At 55.0% G+C, this 18,861-nt stretch carries 12 protein-coding genes; 2 read left to right on the top strand and 10 right to left on the bottom strand.

Annotated elements, in window-relative coordinates; all coding sequences use genetic code 11:
• Positions 1-25: 25 nt before the first annotated feature.
• The 7 genes from SH467x_RS03115 to SH467x_RS03085 all read right to left on the bottom strand — a co-directional run bounded on the left by SH467x_RS03115 (position 26) and on the right by SH467x_RS03085 (position 9,877).
• Positions 26-1,807, bottom strand: a complete 1,782-nt coding sequence (locus SH467x_RS03115; protein WP_482369835.1) for a CRTAC1 family protein — start codon at positions 1,805-1,807, stop codon at positions 26-28.
• Positions 1,758-3,128 carry a tetratricopeptide repeat protein gene (locus SH467x_RS03110; RefSeq protein ID WP_482369834.1) on the bottom strand — a complete coding sequence of 457 codons (1,371 nt, stop codon included), beginning with the start codon at positions 3,126-3,128 and terminating at the stop codon, positions 1,758-1,760. The genes SH467x_RS03115 and SH467x_RS03110 overlap by 50 nt, the downstream gene beginning before the upstream one ends.
• Before the next feature lie 224 nt (positions 3,129-3,352).
• Complete coding sequence (locus tag SH467x_RS03105) at positions 3,353-3,676, bottom strand: hypothetical protein (RefSeq protein WP_482369833.1); 324 nt, start codon at positions 3,674-3,676, stop codon at positions 3,353-3,355.
• A gap of 102 nt (positions 3,677-3,778) precedes the next feature.
• Positions 3,779-4,798 (bottom strand): DUF1559 domain-containing protein, encoded by a 1,020-nt coding sequence (locus tag SH467x_RS03100; protein ID WP_482369832.1) that lies wholly within the window; start codon positions 4,796-4,798, stop codon positions 3,779-3,781.
• A 369-nt stretch (positions 4,799-5,167) separates the two neighbouring features.
• Positions 5,168-6,637: a DUF1501 domain-containing protein gene (locus SH467x_RS03095; RefSeq protein WP_482369831.1), complete on the bottom strand. Its 1,470-nt coding sequence runs from the start codon at positions 6,635-6,637 to the stop codon at positions 5,168-5,170.
• A 58-nt stretch (positions 6,638-6,695) separates the two neighbouring features.
• On the bottom strand, positions 6,696-9,107 hold the full coding sequence (locus SH467x_RS03090) for a PSD1 and planctomycete cytochrome C domain-containing protein (protein WP_482369830.1): 2,412 nt from the start codon (positions 9,105-9,107) through the stop codon (positions 6,696-6,698).
• A gap of 137 nt (positions 9,108-9,244) precedes the next feature.
• Entirely contained in the window at positions 9,245-9,877 is a 633-nt protein-coding gene (locus tag SH467x_RS03085) for a redox-sensing transcriptional repressor Rex (protein ID WP_482369829.1), read from the bottom strand.
• A 57-nt stretch (positions 9,878-9,934) separates the two neighbouring features.
• Here SH467x_RS03085 and SH467x_RS03080 point away from each other — a divergent pair, with 57 nt between their 5' ends.
• On the top strand, positions 9,935-10,936 hold the full coding sequence (locus tag SH467x_RS03080; protein ID WP_482369828.1) for an NHL repeat-containing protein: 1,002 nt from the start codon (positions 9,935-9,937) through the stop codon (positions 10,934-10,936).
• Positions 10,937-11,240: 304 nt separating this feature from the next.
• On the opposite strand, the gene SH467x_RS03075 is transcribed toward SH467x_RS03080, so the two are convergent.
• Together SH467x_RS03075 and SH467x_RS03070 are read right to left on the bottom strand one after the other, a co-directional pair.
• Entirely contained in the window at positions 11,241-13,097 is a 1,857-nt protein-coding gene (locus tag SH467x_RS03075) for a phosphoenolpyruvate carboxykinase (GTP) (protein WP_482369827.1), read from the bottom strand.
• A 192-nt stretch (positions 13,098-13,289) separates the two neighbouring features.
• Positions 13,290-16,547, bottom strand: a complete 3,258-nt coding sequence (locus SH467x_RS03070; protein ID WP_482369826.1) for a bifunctional proline dehydrogenase/L-glutamate gamma-semialdehyde dehydrogenase — start codon at positions 16,545-16,547, stop codon at positions 13,290-13,292.
• A 218-nt stretch (positions 16,548-16,765) separates the two neighbouring features.
• Between SH467x_RS03070 and SH467x_RS03065 the strand changes: the two genes are divergently transcribed.
• On the top strand, positions 16,766-17,515 hold the full coding sequence (locus SH467x_RS03065; protein WP_482369825.1) for an AraC family transcriptional regulator: 750 nt from the start codon (positions 16,766-16,768) through the stop codon (positions 17,513-17,515).
• 53 nt (positions 17,516-17,568) lie between these two features.
• On the opposite strand, the gene SH467x_RS03060 is transcribed toward SH467x_RS03065, so the two are convergent.
• Positions 17,569-18,597 (bottom strand): EamA family transporter, encoded by a 1,029-nt coding sequence (locus SH467x_RS03060; RefSeq protein WP_482369824.1) that lies wholly within the window; start codon positions 18,595-18,597, stop codon positions 17,569-17,571.
• Positions 18,598-18,861 lie beyond the last annotated feature (264 nt).

Genomic DNA, 18,861 nt, shown 5'->3' with positions numbered 1-18,861 from the left:
GTCGCCTGGGCCCTACGCCTGCCTTTCAATTCGCGTCAGCGGATATCGAAGCGATCTGCGGCTCGATCAGTACGTGCTTCTGGTTGGGAAGCAATCCTTCGACGCGTTGTTTTTGTCCGTCGGGCCAACTAATTTCTGCGTATTGAATCTCTTCTCCGCTCGGGATTCCAAAGTGCAAACTGTACGGCCCTTGACTTTGATAGCTCCCGCCCCCACAAACCAATCGGAGTCGTTTCGCCTTGTCGGTTACCAACACGACTTGGCTGCCGATGGCATCTCGATTCGAGCGAGTCCCCTTCAGTTCGATCTGCAGCCATCGAGAGCTGTGTTGCGTTGTATTCTCAAGCACCGCTGAAGGTTGATTCACATGAGAGACGATCAAGTCGAGGTCGCCGTCTTGATCCATATCCGCAGCGACCATACCTCGCCCCCGCCATTTTTTGCTGAAGTAGGAATCGGGACTGAATTCCTGCCGTATCAGCTTCCCTTTGCCGTTGTTCGAAAGAAAAAGAGGCAGCTGTTCAACCAAGTTCCCGGGGGGATGCCGGAGAACGTGACCGTTGGTGACTGCAATGTCTTCGTCACCGTCGCAATCGAAGTCAGCGGTCGCCGTTCCGAAGGCGACGAACATTGTCCCAAGTGCAGTAAGACCGGCCGAGGAACTCACGCCGCGATAAACACTATTCCCTTCGTTCTTGTATAGGGCGAAGGATTCGTGTTCGTAATTGCAAACCCAAATGTCGGGCTTTAAATCGTTGTCGTAGTCGAGCGTCGCGACGCCCATACTCCCCGTCGGAAGTCCCCGTTCGTCGAGCGCCGAACCACTCGATACACCGACCTCTTCAAACTTCCCTTCCGTGAGATTCTGATAATAAAGATTGTTTGTTGTATCGTTCGCCACGTAAACATCCACCCAAGAGTCTTGATCGAAATCTCCTGCGAGCACACCAAGCCCTTTGCCTTTCGCTGTTGCATCGAGCCGGTCACTGGCGTCTTGAAAGGAGCCATCACCCTTTCCAAAGTACATGCGATCGTTCAGCCCCTTGAATGCAGCCGGTGGGCAAATATCGCGAACACCTGCTGTCGACTTGCATTCCGGATTGTTTTCCCATGACCAATCGATGTACTGGGCGACAAACAAATCGAGAATTCCGTCACGGTTAAAATCAGCGAAGGCTGCGCTCGTGCACCATAACGAAGCATCTACACCGGAGTTCTCCGTCACATCGATAAACGTTCCATCCCCTTGGTTCATCATGAGCAGGACCCCTCCGTAACCTGTGATGAGCAAATCGGGGAACCCATCAGAATTGAAGTCGGCTGCTTGGGCACCCATCGTGTAATGCTTGCTCACACCCAGCGAAGATTCCTCTGTGATCTGGACCATCTTTTCGCCGAATCGGTTCCGCCATGCCGCTCCTGGCAACCCCACAATCTGACCCACGGTGGGTAGCTTGCCACCCCCTGGAAAGAACAGATCAGGCCAACCATCCAAATCGAAATCGACGGCGGCGACTCCGCTCCCGACCGACTCTAAGTACACATAGAGATTTGAGTCCTCGCCGTTATCATAAACGTGGTGGAGACCGAGCTCCGTTGTCGTATCTTCGAAGTGGACTGGGCCCGCCTGGTCGGGACTCTTTGCCACGTCCGATCGCTTCGGCAAGCTGGATGAGAGATCCGTTTTCTCGCTTGGCGTGCATCCCAAGGGAACGACGAAGGGGACAAACAGGAGATACTTCGCGAAACCAGCAGGACTAGTTTTGGACCGATGCGGGCTTCTTAACAAATTTTTGGTGGTACTCATAGAGTTGCTTGTATGCCGGATCGCTACCGAGCTTGGATTGGTAATAGTCCGCTAATGCACCGTGCGCGGCCTCGTTGCGTACATCATACGAAAAGACGCTCTTGATCCAGTACACGCCGGTCTTCTCCGACTCGTTTTTAAGAATGATCTTCCCGACTTGAATCCGAGCGTCGGTGTCTTTGGGATTCATCCCGATTCTTTCCTGCAACTGAGTAACTTGATCCAACTCAGCTCGTGATTTCTTCACGATGTCAAAGTTCTCTTCGGCCTTGTCTCGCTCTCCTAGACCTCGCAATGCCACCGCGTAGGAATAGCGACCGATGGAATCGAGCGGGAAATAATCGAGAGCCATCTCCAAATGCTTCTTTGCTGATTCGTATTCACCTAGTTCGGTTTCAATCCCGCCCAACTCCGACGCAGCGATGAATCGCTCTGGGACATCGTCGACAGAACGATACGACTCGCGAATTTCCTCCACGGAATGTTGCATGACATTCAAAAGAATCTCCTTCGCTTGTTCGACGTTCCCCAACGCTTTCTCGCATTGAGCGATGGTGGTGTTGGCCGCAAGCCTGGATTTAGCTTGAACACATTTCTTCAATGCCTCGATCGCATCAGCTGGTTTGCGGACATGTAGGAGTAGTCTCCCCAAGCTGAACCACCCTTGAATGAAGCTTGGGTCTTTCGCGACGGACTTGCGATACTCTTCTTCGGCAGGTTCGTTTTGAAAAAGGTGCTCATGAATCCTGCCCATCTTGTAATGCACCAGGGGCTCCCAAGGGCATTCCTCTTCCCAGATTTCGATCAGCTCGACGGCTTCGGGAAATCGCGAAAGAATCGTGAGCCCAGTAGTGTATGCATCAAGTACTTCGCTTAGATCGCCATCCTGTTCCTTGATCCAACTTTTCAAGGTCGATTCGGTCGAACTTTCGAGCCGCCCGAGACTCGCCAAGGCGAGGAGCTGCTCTCGATTCAGTCGCTTCGAGTCGAACTTGCGATCGAAAGCGACCTTTAGATGGGCTGCCATGGTATCGAGATCCCCGCGTTTCCGAGCAAGCCTCGCTTGAAGGAACGCGGTCTCTCCATTGGCCAGTCGAATGCGATCGAGCGACTCGAGCCACCGAGCGGCTTGATCGAGATCGTGTTTCTGTAAAGCGACGACAGCCGACGAGTGGAGTATGCGGGGGATGCCTCCCCAAGCGAAAAACAGGGTGACCAAGACGAACAGAAACCCGAGCAAAACCCAGAGCCGCGTCCGCTTGGAGTTTGGAGCCACGTTGGGCGCGCGTTTGGATTTGGAAGGCTTGTGGGACTTTCCCATAGACTTGTTGAATGAGGATGCGCGCGGGGAGAACCGGTTGGAGACGGGATAGCGATGCGAAAAAGGGTGGCATCGTTTGGAACGAATGCCACCCTTGCATCGGTACTCTTTTTTTACAGGTGCACTGCCCTTAGAGAGGCAGCGCTTTGATGGAGGCTCTGCTTTTAAGCAGGGAGCATCCTCGAGGAGAGAGCAGACTCATGATGCTCTAATCACGGATGCGATTACAGCTTCGAAAGAAACTCTTTGGCCTTCGCTTTGATCTTTGCAGGATCCGTAAGTCCCATGAGTTCATCCATGTAAGGCTGCAGCGCCTTCGCCTTTTCCATGTCGGTTGTACTCAGCATGTTCAGCTGTCGTTGGTAAACGACGGCACCACTTCCTAATGGTTTGCCGTTGGCAGCGGTTTCTTCAAGCATGACTCGCAATTGATCAATGCCTTCGGTCGGAACTCCCTCGATCACTTGAGAATACTCGACGTTTCCGCCACCACCGCAACCCGCTACCGCACCAAGGACCAACGTTCCTAGAAGCAAATTTCGCAACACGATTGAATTCCTAAATCTCTAAAACGCAGTTCCGAAAGTAAAAACCCTCTGGACCCGATGAATGGAGCCCAGAGGGATGATTTAATAAACTACCAAGGGCTCTTAGTATTCGCCAGCCACATCGCCACCGATTGCTGTTCCCAGCGCTTGGTAGGTGATGAGATCAACACTGTTGCTGATGAACGTTACCGAACCGTCGCCGAGAGCGTGCATAACGCCTCCGGTGTGGCGGCTTCGCGCTGGGAAAACTCCGGATGAGTCACCTTGACCGCAACCATCGCAAGCCATACCGGCAGGGAATCGCCAGTTTGGTGGTGCGACGGTGTTGATCGCCGTGTTGTAGAATCCTGGAGCGGTCCATCGGAACCCTGCATCCGCACGGTGAGTCGCACCGGCAGCTGCGGTCAATGCACCATAAGCATCCAACTGAGCTTGCGTTGGACGCATTGCAAACGGCAGCGGAATGTTTCGTGCAAAGTCACCCATGTTGGTGAGAACAGCCGTCGTCGCATCACCCTTCACGAATTCTGCCATCATGATGGTGTTCGAAAGACCATCGGTGATGTCCCCAAACTTGGTATCCATATTTCGCTTATAGAAACCGTTTTGGTTGCCGGCTGCCGTGTTCCAACCCACGTTGGAGCCTTCGCTCCAGCCGTAGTTGTTCTGACCCAATTCCGCCGCCGATGGGTAAGGACGATCCGATGGGCAGAGGAACGCTGGAATCGGGGTTCGACCCAAGATCAACGGCGTAACGCTGACACCTGCTGGTGCAGGAACAGGGTTGTCGTAGTGATAGAGGGTGAAAGTGAACTGTTGGAAAAGATTGTTCTGCTCGATGAACGGGAGAATCCCGACGTGTGCCGAATAACCATTCCAGTTCGACTGCTGCATTCCAAGCCCCTTGTCGACCCAAGTCGCCAAGCGCGAGACCTTCTTAAAGGAGCTCTCGTAGTTGTGCATCGATAGCGACAACTGCTTCATGTTGTTGCTGCAACTCATGCGGCGAGCCGCTTCCCGTGCAGCTTGGACTGCTGGCAACAGCAATCCAACCAAAATACCGATGATCGCGATAACGACCAACAATTCAACGAGCGTGAAGCCTTTACGCCTCTGTAACATACGTTCCCCTTCACAAAAAATGATTTCACCAACCCAACGACCCCCACGCTCTTGTGGGGGATTCCGACGCCCCTAACGAGGGATATTTAGAGAGTTTACGCGCCCGTGCAGGATCTGTGCAGCATTTTTCGATCGTTTTTCAAGCGTTTAAGTAGTTGTTTTTTTAAATGCCAGACTTGACTATCAAAAAAAATACTTATCCAGGGGTGATTGTTGCATATTGGCACACCCCGGAATGACTGGAGATTAGTTTGTTTAATGCTGCGTGGGCTGTGCGCTGTTTTGGGTTCTGGGTAGGAAGAGCGCATACCACGTCAGCCTGTCGTGCCGATGGACACTTGGAAGATTTCGTGAAGGAATGGAGTGCAACTACGCCAATACTTCTTTCACAACGCGAGCGGGGAGGACGCCGGTCAAGCGGAAATCGAGGCCTTGAGAACGGACCGTGAGCCGTTCGTGATGCAGCCCCAGCAAATGCAAAATAGTCGCATGGATATCGCGCACATGCACGGACTGATCGACGGGACCAAATCCGAATTCGTCTGTCTCTCCATAGCTTACACCTGGCTTAAAGCCACCCCCTGCGAACCACATGGTGAACGCGTCGATGTGATGGTTTCTGCCCGTCGACTCCCGAACTTCTCCCATCGGTGTCCGTCCGAACTCTCCACCCCAAATCACAATGGTGTCTTCCAGGAGCCCGCGACGCTGCAAGTCTTGAACGAGCCCCGCGCAGGGTTGATCGATCTCCTTGCTAATTTCCGGCAAATGCTTTTCCAAATTCTCAGTTGGACCTCCGTGATGGTCCCAATTGGTGTGATAAAGCTGGATGAAACGCACTCCTCGTTCTGCCAACCGCCGGGCCAACAAACAATTCCTCGCGAACGTCGACTCCTTTGGATCCCGAATCCCATACAAATCGAGGGTCTCCTGCGTCTCATCCGAAGTATCCATCAAATCCGGCGCGCTGGATTGCATCCGATACGCCATCTCATACGCGTTGATTCGCGTTGCAATTTCGTCGTCACCCGTTTTGGTGAACCGCATCGCGTTGAGTTCGCCGACCGCACGAATCACTTCGATTTGCTTCTCCTCGGTGACTTGCTCGGGTGTGGTCAAGTTCAAGATCGGCTCACCCTTATTGCGCAACGGGACTCCTTGATAGGTCGATGGCAACATGCCGCTTCCCCAGAGAATCGCTCCTCCTCGCGGCCCGCGCGGACCGCTTTGCAATACGACGAACCCTGGCAGGTCATTGCACTCGCTTCCCAGCCCATACGTCAACCAAGCCCCCATGCTGGGGCGACCGAATTGCCCCGTCCCCGCGTTCATGAACAGTTTGGCAGGAGCATGATTGAACAAGTCGGTTTTGCACGTGCGGATAAAGGTGAGATCGTCCACAATCTTCGCCGTGTGCGGAAGCAGATCGCTAACCCATGAACCGGTTTCGCCATACTGAGCAAACGTTCTACGCGTGCCAAGCAAATTGATGCGGTGACTGCTATCCATGAACGCGAACCGCTTCCCCTCCACATAGCTCTGCGGAATCGGTTGCCCATTCAATTTGTTGAGTGCCGGTTTGTAGTCGAGCATGTCCAGCTGCGACGGTCCACCCGCCATGAACAAAAAGATAACTCGCTTGGCCTTCGGCGCGAAATGCGGATTCTTCGGTGCGAGCGGGTTGCTCTCCAATGCGGCCCCTAAACCGGCCCCTAAACCGGATTGAGCAAGCAGTTGCTGGAGCGCGAGTGCGCCGACTCCAATACCGCATCGTTCGAAGAAGTGACGTCGCGTCTCCTGCTGCAGGGCTTGTTCGAATGGGAAGTTGGGTCGATTCATGATTTTGTTCTGGCGTTGATCCGTTGGCTTGGTTAGTCGTGAGGTTGCCTTCACGCGATTACTCGCGGGTCAGCGTTTCATCGAGATTGAGCAAAACTCTCGCAGCGCTAAAGGGGTCGAGCTTGCGAAGGACCGCCACTTCGTCTTCATTTGGCAATCGTGACGTACAGCGTTGAAAGGCAACCTCCACGCCATCCTGTTCCACGATCTTGGCAAGCGATTGCGCAAACTCAACGAAGGCGGAGTCGTTCAGGAGGGTCAAGGCTTGAAGAGGCGTGTTGCTTCGATTGCGGCGCGTGCAGCTGCTGTTTCCCTCCGGGGCATCAAAAACGTTTAACGATGGAGGCGGAGTGGCGCGGTAAATAAAGGTGTAAACGCCTCTTCGATACCGATCCTCGCCCGGGCTCACTTTCCATTCCCTTTTGACTTGCCCTTGCGTCATAACACCATCCGGTATGGGTGGGAAAACGGGGGGCCCTCCTAGCTTAGGACTGAGCAATCCACTGGCCGCCAATCCCACGTCTCGAACTAACTCCGCATCCAACCGAAGTCGCTGCTGTTTTGCCAACAAATAGTTGTCGCGATCGATTTGCAGCAGTTCGCTACGACCAACTGAACTCCGCGTGTAGGTGTCCGAACACACAATCCTTCGGTGCAAGGCTTTGAAACTCCACCCGCCCTGCATCCAGTCGATCGCTAGCCAGTCCAGAAGTTCCGGATGCGTGGGGACCGCACTTTGGAATCCAAAGTCATTCTCCGTCTCGACGATTCCTCGCCCGAAGTAGACTTGCCAAACGCGGTTGACGAGAACCCGTGCCGTGAGCGGATTCTCTCGATCGACGATCCAGCGCGCTAGATCAAGGCGGTTTGGCTTTTCGCTTTTCTGGCCAAAAGGATGAAGAACGCTCGGAACATCTGGCTGCACCGGTTCGTCCGGCCGAGTGAAATCCCCTTGGATGAAGACGGTCGTCTTGCGTCCCTCGGGCTTCTCCCTCAAGACCAACGTCGAGACCCCCATCGCCAACTCCCGATCGATTTCTTGGATTCGTTTCTGCAAGTCTCGGATTGCAGAATCGATCGGTTCGGCCTCCTTTTCTCCCTGGAGGCTGGCGGTATAAAGCGCTGCGCGCTGCACGGCATTGCGTTTCTTGGTGTCGACTTTCAAGGCGTCTTTGACCGGCTTGGGCAACTTTTCCTGCTCGGCTTTCTCAAGCCCTTTTTCCCACTGTTCGATGGTCTCGGCGAGTGGAAGGAGCTTCTCATCCAGGGAACGCAACGTCGAATCACGCTCGGCTTTCAAAGCGGCCGGATCAACACCATCGGGGTAGAGCTTATGCTCAGGCTCATCCTGGTTATTGAAGAAGGCAAAAAGCTGGTAGTATTCCTTCTGGGTGATGGGATCGAATTTGTGATCGTGGCATTGAGCACAACCAACCGTGAGCCCGAGAAAGACGGTACCGGTAGTAGCGACCCGGTCGAAGACGCTTTCAATTCGGAATTGCTCAGGATCGACCCCACCCTCTTGATTGATCTGCGTGTTGCGATGGAATCCTGTCGCGACGATTTGGGAGGAAGTCGCTTGAGGGAGAAGATCACCGGCGATTTGCTCGACCGTGAATTGGTCAAACGGCATGTCCCGATTCAACGCTTGGATCACCCAATCGCGATAGGGCCATATCGACCGCGGAGCATCGATGGAGTAGCCATGACTATCTGCATACCTCGCTTGATCCAGCCACCATCGTCCCCACTTTTCCCCGTAATGCGGATTCTCGAGAAGTTGCTCGACACGTTCTGTGTAGGCCTTTAAACCTCGCGATGCATAGTCTGCTTTGAAGTTTTCTATCTCGGCAGGGGTAGGAGGAAGCCCAATCAAGTCGAGGTAGACGCGACGGATGAGTGTTTCCGCATTCGCACGATTCGAGGGCTCGATCGATTGCTGTGCCAGCTTTTGGTGGATAAACGCATCGATCGGATTGGCAAATTCGCCGGCCAGTTTCGGATCGGTGGGGGGAGTTGGCGCTTCAGGTTTCGCAAATGCCCAATGGGGTTCGTACTGGGCCCCGTCTCGAATCCACTGTTTCAATCGTTCCTTTTGTTCCGGCGAAAGTTTCTTTCCCGATTCGGGAGGAGGCATCATCGAACTTTCGTCCTCCGAAAGGATGCGCTGGATCAGTTCGCTTGCGTCCGGATCCCCCGGCCGTATCGCGACCTCCCCGGAATCCAATTCGGCCGTCGCTCCCTCCGACGAATCCAACCTCAAACCGGCCTCCCGTTTGGAAGCGTCAAAACCATGGCAGGCCAAGCAATATTCGGAGAGGATGGGTCGGATATCGCGATTGAATCGAAGCGATTCGTCGGCCCCAAAGCCAGCGGAACCATGACCCGCGATCCCGACGAAGGCCAATGACAAGCTAGCGAGTAACGACGCGTGAAGCGATCTAAACAAGGTTCTGTGTAGCGGTGGCATACCAGTCGTTCCGTCCGGGTTTGGCGGTTGAAAAGGACCTTAAATAGCATACACAACTTTGGTTCGCAGAGCCCTCCCTATTTTCCTCTCCCTCGATGATCGGACAGGAAGGTGGAAGCCTCCCGAGAGGTGTATTCTCACTCGTTTTCCTTTTTCGACGTCAAAACGGCATAGGCGAGTCGCTGCAATTCGACAGCTAGGTCCACATTGACGATTGTTACGGAGCTCTGGGGAGGGGTCACCGTGACCGGGGCAAAATTGAGAATGCCTGTGATCCCGACCAATTCCAATCGTCTCGCAACGGTCGGCGCCGAGGGGGCCGGCACCGACAAAATTGCCAGTTCCACCTTTTCCCGCTCGACGAATTCTTCCAAGGTATCGAAGGGCTGGATTTCAAGTTCGCCAAGCCTCTTGCCGATTTTGCTCGGATCGATGTCAAACGCTCCCACCAATTGAAAACCTTGTTGCTCGAATCCGCGATAGCCCGATAATGCCGTCCCAAGGTTTCCAACCCCCACTAGGATGACGTTCCAAGATCGATTTCCCCCCAAGGTGTTTTGGATCGTTTCGATCAGACCTCGAATCTCGTATCCTACTCCTCGTTGTCCCAAGGGTCCGAAGCCGGATAAGTCTCGACGCACCTGCGAATCGTTCAGCCCCAATCGTCGCGCGAGAACTCCGCTTTGCACTCGAGTACTCCCTCCACGTTGTAACTGCTGCAATTCTCGAAGATAAAGGGGCAATCGGCTGATCGTTGCGTCAGAAAACATCAGTGCAGTTGTTTCGCGTAGGATATAAGGATTTGCATGGAGCCATCAAAACACCCCATGATACCGAATCGAAAAGCGACCATGAATGAATGGAGCCCTTCCTCAACAAGGAGAGAATGGCTCGTTCGCGCGATGGGTGCAACGGCGATCGGGGCAACGCAATCGATTCTGACTGGCTGCATTCCCGGGCGAAAGAGCGACACTCCCTATCAAGTCGATGCGATTATCGGTCAACGTGGGATGTCGGATGGTCGATTTCAAAAGCCGCGCGCCATCGCGATCGACAATGCCAATCGTTGCTTTGTAGTCGACAAAACGGGACGCATCCAAGTCTTTGATGAAGACGGGACATTCCTCCGCGGTTGGCAAACGCCGGAAATCGAACAAGGAAAACCGACCGGACTCAGCATCGACTTGGATGGGACGCTCATCGTGGCCGATACCCATTACTTTCGGTTCTTGTTCTACACGGCCGAAGGGAGTCTGCTCGAAGAGCGCACGATCGGCGGGGTGAACGGCAGCGGCCCCGGTAAATTCGCGTTCGTTACCGACGCAGCTCGCCTTCCTTCCGGCGAGTTTCTACTGGGTGAATACGGCGAGTTCGATCGCATCCATAAGTACAGTCCGGAGGGAGAGTACATTGCCAGCTTGGGCGAACACGGCCGCGAGCCGCTTCAGTTCAGCCGCCCTCAAAGCTTGGCCGTCGATGCGGAAGGTTGGTTATGGGTCGCGGACGCTTGCAATCATCGCGTGCAAGTCATCGATTGGACAAGCGACAAGCCTCGGTGCGTCCGTATGTTTGGAGAGGAGGGGAGCGAGCTTGGGCAATTAAAATATCCGTACAGCTTGACCTTGTTCGGCGACGACTTGTTGGTGAGTGAATACGGCAACCATCGCGTTCAGCGGCTGGATCGGAACGGAAAGAGTTTAGCGAGCTGGGGGCAAGCGGGAAGCAAGCCCGGTGAACTGAATCAACCTTGGGCCATCGCCGTCGATACCAAGAGTCGTATCTACGTCGTCGATTCCGGCAACAATCGAATCCAACGTTTCTACCTCTAAATACCCCTCTCGCAGACCGCAAGGACTCCAAGTTCGCCATTGACCCATGTCAAACCGTCGTCTCGACGGATTCCCAATGTAGAGCCGTCGTCTCGACGGCTTCTTTCGCCTGAAGGAAGAAGTTAGCGTGGCTTAGGGAGCGTCCTAGGTAGGTACTACTAGTTGTTGACCGTTATGCGAACGGTGTTCGGACGGGAGATACCGGCTCTCTCCGCCAACCGGGTACTAGCGCACGAATACGGATACTAATACCTCCCTGCCCCTGCTCCTTGCCCCTTACTCCTTGCTCCCTGCTCCCTGCTCCTTACATCCGGCAGATCAGCAGTTCGCGTTCGTAGATTAGCTCTTTGGGCAAGTGACTTTTCAGATCAAAGAACAGCTCTTCATGCGACAGAATTTCTTGCCGCCATGCTTCGCGATCGATCTTCTGCAACGCGTTGAATCGTATTTCGTTGAAATCCAGGCCGGTCCAATCGATATCGGCATAGCGAGGTACCCAGCCAATCGGCGTCTCTTTGCCAACTCCATGTCCGTTGGCGCGATCCACAATCCACTTGAGAACTCGCATGTTCTCTCCGAAGCCAGGCCACAAGAATTCCCCGTTCGCATCTTTGCGAAACCAATTGACATGAAAGACTCGCGGTGTCTCGGTGAGCGATCGCTGCATGTGAATCCAATGCCGGAAGTAGTCCCCCATGTTGTAGCCACAGAATGGCAACATGGCCATTGGATCGCGCCGCACTTTGCCGATCGTTCCTGCGGCTGCGGCTGTCATCTCACTCCCCATCGTCGCGCCCATGTACACGCCGCAACTCCAGTTGAACGCTTGATACACAAGGGGCATCGTGGTCGCGCGACGACCGCCGAAGATGATCGCGCTGATCGGGACCCCTTCCGGTTTCTCCCAGTCGGGGTCGATTGTGGGGCATTGCGAGGCTGGGGCGGTGAATCGGGAATTCGGATGCGCTGCTTTGATTCCCTTTTCTTTGGCCAGTTGAGGGGTCCAGCGATTTCCTTGCCAATCGATCGCTTCCGACGGTGGTTCCTTCGTCATACCCTCCCACCATACCCCCCCCTCCGGAGTGAGTGCGACGTTGGTGAAGATCGTATTCTTGCGAAGCGCTGCCATGGCATTCGGATTGGTCGAATCCCCCGTTCCCGGTGCAACGCCAAAGAAACCTGCTTCCGGATTGATCGCATACAGCCGACCGTCCGCGCCCGGTTTGATCCAAGCGATATCGTCTCCCACGGTCCACACCTTCCAACCTTGATCGGAGAAGTGCTTGGGTGGAATCAACATGGCAAAATTAGTCTTCCCGCAAGCGCTCGGGAACGCGGCTGCGACATAAGTCTTCTTGCCCTTCGGATCCTCGACTCCCAAGATCAGCATGTGCTCTGCCATCCAGCCTTCATCGCGCGCCATCACCGACGCGATACGGAGCGCAAAACACTTCTTGCCCAACAACGCATTCCCGCCATATCCAGATCCATAACTCCAAATCTCGCGGGTCTCCGGAAAGTGCACGATGTATTTCTCGGGATTGCAAGGCCACGCCACATCGGATTCTCCCTCTTGGAGCGGCATCCCAACGCTATGCAAACAAGGCACGACGCGTTTGTCGGCTCGATCGATCAGCTCAAACACCGGCTTGCCAATGCGAGCCATAATTCGCATATTCACGACCGCATAAGGGGAATCGGTCAGCTGAACCCCAATCTGCGACATCGGAGACCCGACCGGACCCATGCTAAAGGCGAGCACATACATGGTCCTTCCTTGCATGCAGCCATCGAAAAGCTCTCGCAGCTTTTTCTTCATTTCGAACGGATTCATCCAATTATTGGTCGGTCCCGCTGCATCCTTGGACGCGCTGCAGATGAAGGTTCGATCCTCGACGCGAGCCACATCATTGGGGTTGGACCGGGCCAGAAAACACCCAGGCCACTCGTCTTGATTCAGTCGGATCAAAGTCCCTTTGTCGACCATTTCGTTGCAGAGTCGATCGTATTCGTCCTGCGAACCATCCACCCAATGGATGCGATCCGGCTTGCATAATGCAGCCATCTTGCGTACCCAACGAATCAAGTGGACGTTGGTGCTCAAAGGCGTACCGGAATTCGTAACACCATCCAACTTGGCATCCATTGTGGTCTGACTCATATTCCTTCGTTCCTTCTTCCTTTGCGAAATGCACAGCAGCAACGTCGCGGCAGTATTCCCAACCCGCAGCGTCAGCGAGGGATAGCCAATGCTTATCCTAACCCGAAGCGTTAGCGAGGGATAGTTTGCTCAACATGGCAGAGGCTCGTTTTGAACCGCGCCCAATCGAGCGATTGCAACCCCTGGCCGCGATCACCCCTTGGTTGGCAATTGCCCGTAACGATGCAAGGTCTGTGAAACGCTTTGCTCCCGAACCCATCGCGTCAATTCGATCCGTCCGGCCGATACCAGTGGGCCGTGGATCCACTGCAGACCCGCGTCGAATGCAATGCGCAGGATCTCGCCGGCAGGAATGTCTATTGTCCGTAAGAACTCCGCTCGTTTCGCCAACACCGGCAACCGCTTCGCAAACGCTTCGTCCGTCTCCTCCTCGCGTATGCTGATCTCGAGCGGTACTCGAGCCACCTTGGCAGCAAGGCGTGCACGCTCCAAGGTCTTCAAGTCTCGCTGTGCCAATCGCAACACAACACCGCGCGACGGCCGGTATCGAAACACATTGGATTCGCATCGCAAACCGCTCGGATCCTGCTCCATGGAGAAGTGCTCGCGCCACGCTTGCTCATAATCGACTTCGCTCGCACCGGAAAACTCGGAGGGGTCGACAAATTGCCTGAACAACCATACATAATTCGGTCCGCCCGCTTTGGCCCCAGGTCCGACGCATGACTTTTTCCATCCCCCAAAGGGCTGGCGCTGCACAATCGCCCCCGTGATCGGTCGGTTGATGTACAGATTTCCAGCTTGTACCCGTTCCTTCCAATAGTGGATCTCTTCCTGGTTCAATGTATGAATCCCCGCGGTGAGGCCGTAATCGGTGCCGTTTTGCATGGCGATGGCCGCGTCCAGGTCCTCGGCACGCATCAGCCCCAGCACCGGGCCAAAGCACTCGGTCTGATGAAACCAGCTACCCGGTTTGACCCCAAGCTTGATACCTGGTGACCATAGGTTCGGTGCATCGGGGTGTTGCTTGGGCTCCAAGAGCCAGGTCTCTCCCTCGTCGAGGGTTGTCAGGGCTCGATGTAGTTTCTCGGCCGTAGGGAGGACGAACGGTGTGACAACGCTTTGCCAACGGCTCGTCGGGCCTACTTCCAGACTTCGAGCAGCGTCTTGGAGTTGGCGTCGGAAGCCTTCATCGTCATAGACTTCTCCCTCCAAGATCGCGAGGCTGGCGGCACTGCATTTCTGACCGGAATGGCCAAAGGCAGAGCGTACCAAATCCTTGATCGCGAGATCTCGGTCGGCGTGAGCAGTCACGATGAGTGCGTTCTTTCCACTGGTCTCGGCATAAAGTGGTATTGAGGGCCTCCATCCATGAAATAACTTGGCGGTCTCGTAGCTGCCTGTTAATACGATTGCGTGGATTCGTTCGTCCGTCAGGAATGCTTCCCCCTGTGCGTTCGAACAAGGATAAAAGTGGAGGACGTCGCGAGGAACTCCCGCTTCCCACAATTGATTCGCCAGATGCCAAGCGATGCCCACCGTGGCAGGTGCTGGTTTCAGCACGACACTGTTGCCTGCCATCAATGCAGCGATGACTCCCCCTGCAGGAATGGCATAGGGAAAATTCCACGGCGATACGACGGCGACGACGCCCAGTGGCTGGGAATGCGCCCCCGCCGGTGGAAGAGCATGACGAGCGTAATAACGTGCGAAGTCGATCGCTTCGGAAACTTCCCCGTCCCCATCTGGAATCGCTTTCTTTCCCTCGACTCGCAGCGCTTGCAGCGTCTGGAACCGATCGCGGCTCATGATCTCGGCCAATCGATTCATCACCGCTCCGCGCGCTTCAAAGCCAATCCCCTCCCAACTCGCTTGAGACCCGACCGCTGCATCCAACATCGCATCCAGGCTAGGCAAACTTGGGCGTGCGCTCGGGGACCAATCGCTGTAGCGAGCCAACTCCTCCCGATGGCGTGGTTGAGACCAATCGGTATCCGGTTCGTTCAAGAACGGAACGGAATGGCTCGCGTCGATCGCCACAGCCAGCCTCCTGGAGCGGTCGCTGACGTCGTTCCGACTCTTCCATCCATCGAGGAACCGCTTCTTTTGATACTCCCATTCGGGCGAACCGGGACGAATAGCAAACATGTCCTTAAGAAAGTTTTCGGGTGAAGTGTTCTCATCTAATCGGCGGACCAAATAAGCCATCGCGCTGAGAAAATCTTCTTGCTTCACCGCCGGTGCATAGAGCAACAACCCCTTGGCATCGTCGCGAACCGCTCTGGCTTGATGGTTCGCCATCCCTTCGAGCATTTCGATTTCCACCGACGACTCGACTTGATTTGCCTCCCGGAGTGTCAAGGCAAGTGCAACATCGAACAGATTGTGGCTGGCTACTCCTAATCGCACTGCAGCGGCATGTTCTGGGCGGCACCCGTACTCCATCATCCTTCGGAAGTTTGCATCGGTCTCGTGTTTGCTCGCGTATGGGGCTGCATGCCAGCCGTGAAGTTCGGCCTCGACCGCTTCCATCGCTAGATTCGCACCCTTTACCAATCGGATCTTGATCGGCGCACCACCGTTCTGAACACGTCGCTGCGCCCAAGCGGTCAACGTTCGCTGCGCATCCCAAGCGTCCGGTAAATAGGCCTGCAAAACTATGCCTGCCGAATAGCGATGGAATTCCGGCTCATCCAACAACGACTGGAATGCGGCAAGGGTCAGTGCCAAGTCGCGGTACTCTTCCATGTCCAAGTTCACGAACTTGCCTCGCTTCAAACCCTCGCGATAGAGAATTCGCAATCGATCGCAAATCGTGAGTAGCGAGTCCTCCCAGGCGACCAAATTGATTTGGCTGAAGATGGCGGAGATCTTCACGGAGATGTAGCTCACAGCGGGGTCGGCCAGATGCGATAAGATCGCGTCCATTCGATGCTTCGCCTCCTGTTCCCCCAAGACGGCCTCTCCCAAGTGATTCAGATTGAGGCGAAAGCCATCTTGGGATCGTTGGGTCAAATACTGATGAAGTGGCCCAGCCTCGCCAGGGAGAATGACCCGTGCGCTATCCTGCTGCATCCGCTTCGCAACACCGCGTGTTACCAAACCTGGTAGGAAACGACTGGCAAACGCACCGGCTTGGATCAAAAGCCTGTCCGTCCAAGGCATGTACTGAGGTGCACCGAATTGTTCTACAACGCGTCGAAGCGATGCTGCCGTTTTCGACGGTGTGTGACTTCGGAACACTTCGTCGACCATCGCAAACGTAAAAGCCTTGCCGGCCGGGTCGTTCATCATCCGCCCCAGCTTCGCCGCTTCCTGCTTCTCCGGAACCGTCTGTTGGGCAAGTGCGGCGCGAAGCAGCGCCTCAGCGCGGGACAAAGCCTGGACGACGATGGCATCGTCCGAGCCGATTGGTCCATCTACATGGTCACTTGACTGGTGGGCTGTCACGATGCCAGGGCTCCTTCGCGAGACCGATTCGATTTCCCGATACAAGACAAGATGCAAACGAACCGCGATTCTATCTGGCCCATGGAATCCAGTCGTGGAAAATTTGTTTGCGTCCCATGCCGAAAAAATACAAAATCTCGTACGCTCGCTCGCTCGCTATCCGCAGCAACCTCGCTCTTTTGGTTTTCCTCCTTCTCCTGATTCTCATCGTGACCTCCATGAAAAAAAAGACACCAGCCGGGGACCTGCAAGGCCGAGAGTGGCTCCTTCAGCAATCGCCGGGGCTTGCTATCGCCGAGACTCTTTTCGGCACACTTTCGGATGTCTTGTTTTGCATCAAAAACAGATCACGGCGTTATGTCATCGTGAACGATGCCTTTGCGAGACGAGCCGGCGGCTGGCGGACGGAACAGTTGGTCGGGAAATCCGCGAAAGAGGTTTTCCCCTCCATCCTGGCGGCGGGATACGAGCAGCAGGACGATGAAGTCTTTGAGAAGGGGATTACCATTCGCGATCGCATTGAGCTGATTACCCAACCGGACGGTGGAATGGGCTGGTTCATCTCGCAAAAAACCCCTGTGTTGGATAGGGACGGGCAAGTCATCGCGCTGGCGGGTATTTCTCGCGATCTTGCAGAGACCAAAGGGGACTTGGGGCCCGTAGCGGAAATTGTCAACACGATTCACCGCGACTTCGCCCAACCTCTTCGTATCGAAGAGCTCGTCGCTCGATCTGGCTATAGCTGGAGTCAGTTAGAGCGCAAAGTGCGCGGCATCGTCGGCCTTTCACCTCGAGCACTTCTGACCAAGACCCGGGTGGAGCAAGCTGCAACGAGGTTGATCCACACCGACAAACCCTTGTCGGCAATTGCCATCGAATGTGGGTTCTATGACCAAGCGGCCTTCAGCAGACAATTCTCCGCCGCCACCGGCATCAGTCCTCGTCATTACCGCAACGCCTTCCGCTAATCACCCCCTCGCCCCTCGCCCCTCGCTACTCGCCCCTCGCCCCTCGCTACTCGCTACTTCTTCCCCCAAGTGATCGTCGCAACTCCCAAGACGATGACCGCCGCCGATACAACGGTCCAATCATCGATTCGTTCGTTCAGTACCAACCACCCTAAGAAGACAGCAACGACGGGGTTCACATACGCATAGGTGGATATCAGTGTCGGCGACGCGTGCTTCATCAACCAAACAAACGTGGTGAAGGCGACAAGCGATCCGGCGATTACCAGATACCACCAAGCCAAGATCGATTCGCGACTGAATTGATTCCACTGCACATCCTGCATCTCCCCCAACAATGTTCCGAAGGCGATGAGCCACAGTCCTCCGCAAAGCATTTGAATCGTTGCACCGGTAAAGGGATCTGCGGGATTGCCTCCGTAGCGAGTCATCATGGAACCGATTGTCCAAGTTAGACAGGCCAGGACGATTGCGCCCACGCGAAACAAGTCGTAGCTGGCTGGACCGGTTCCTTGCAAGCTCGGAGCTACCAGCATGGCCAGTCCCACGCATCCCATTGCCAGACCGGCGAAAACAGTCCGATTCGGTCTTGCTCCCATCCTTCCTTTGGTTCGTCCCCAAATCACCCATTCGGCGGTGACCATCATCAACGGATTGAATGCGACGATCAAGGTTGCAATGCCGGAGGGAATAGTTTGTTCCGCCCAGGAAACTAAACCGTTTCCACCGACCATCATGAAAAGGCCAACCAGCGCATTCCATAGCCATTGTCGACCTGTCGCGCGGAGGCGGCCAAGAGCGAGAAGGATCATGGCCATCACGGCACCGGCGACTAGGAATCGTGCTCCAGCCATCAGGAAAGGAGGCAACGTCTCGACCGCGACCTTGATCGCCAAGTAGGTCGACCCCCAAACGACATAAATAATCCCCAGTCCCCCGGCGATGAAAAGTCCCGAAGGTCTCTTATCCCCTGGGGTGATTTGGTTCGTTCCAGTCATTCTCGGTTCCAAATAGCAAGGACGCAGTCCACCAGGGGCGGGGGAGGAGTCGTCGGAAAGCATACTCGACTCTACGAAACTCACCTACCCTCCTTGCAGCAACGTCGAACGGTCGTCCTCGACCGTTCCAGCGCCGAGGAAGTACGTAGCGGTGCATGGAGCATGGAGCATGGAGCATGGAGCATGGAGCATGGAGCATGGAGCATGGAGCATGGAGCATGGAGCATGGAGCATGGAGCATGGAGCATGGAGCATGGAGCATGGAGCAGGGAGCGTGGGACGTGGTGTAATGTCGAACGTTCTTCTCTTTTTGTCCTGAAAGGACTTGAGCCATTAGCCGGGGGTTGA

This window comes from Brakhagea slesvicensis (assembly GCF_052161625.1).
GTDB lineage: Bacteria > Planctomycetota > Planctomycetia > Pirellulales > Pirellulaceae > JBKCUI01.
This window is presented reverse-complemented; position numbering and strand designations above follow the sequence as displayed.

What these genes read in the sequence shown, in the direction of transcription:
- SH467x_RS03110 (WP_482369834.1), bottom strand. Translation starts at nt 3,128, where the DNA reads ATGGGAAAGTCCCACAAGCCTTCCAAATCCAAACGCGCGCCCAACGTG.
- SH467x_RS03085 (WP_482369829.1), bottom strand. Translation starts at nt 9,877, where the DNA reads ATGTTTTCTGACGCAACGATCAGCCGATTGCCCCTTTATCTTCGAGAA.
- SH467x_RS03115 (WP_482369835.1), bottom strand. Translation starts at nt 1,807, where the DNA reads ATGAGTACCACCAAAAATTTGTTAAGAAGCCCGCATCGGTCCAAAACT.
- SH467x_RS03080 (WP_482369828.1), top strand. Translation starts at nt 9,935, where the DNA reads ATGATACCGAATCGAAAAGCGACCATGAATGAATGGAGCCCTTCCTCA.
- SH467x_RS03075 (WP_482369827.1), bottom strand. Translation starts at nt 13,097, where the DNA reads ATGAGTCAGACCACAATGGATGCCAAGTTGGATGGTGTTACGAATTCC.
- SH467x_RS03065 (WP_482369825.1), top strand. Translation starts at nt 16,766, where the DNA reads ATGAAAAAAAAGACACCAGCCGGGGACCTGCAAGGCCGAGAGTGGCTC.
- SH467x_RS03090 (WP_482369830.1), bottom strand. Translation starts at nt 9,107, where the DNA reads ATGCCACCGCTACACAGAACCTTGTTTAGATCGCTTCACGCGTCGTTA.
- SH467x_RS03100 (WP_482369832.1), bottom strand. Translation starts at nt 4,798, where the DNA reads ATGTTACAGAGGCGTAAAGGCTTCACGCTCGTTGAATTGTTGGTCGTT.
- SH467x_RS03095 (WP_482369831.1), bottom strand. Translation starts at nt 6,637, where the DNA reads ATGAATCGACCCAACTTCCCATTCGAACAAGCCCTGCAGCAGGAGACG.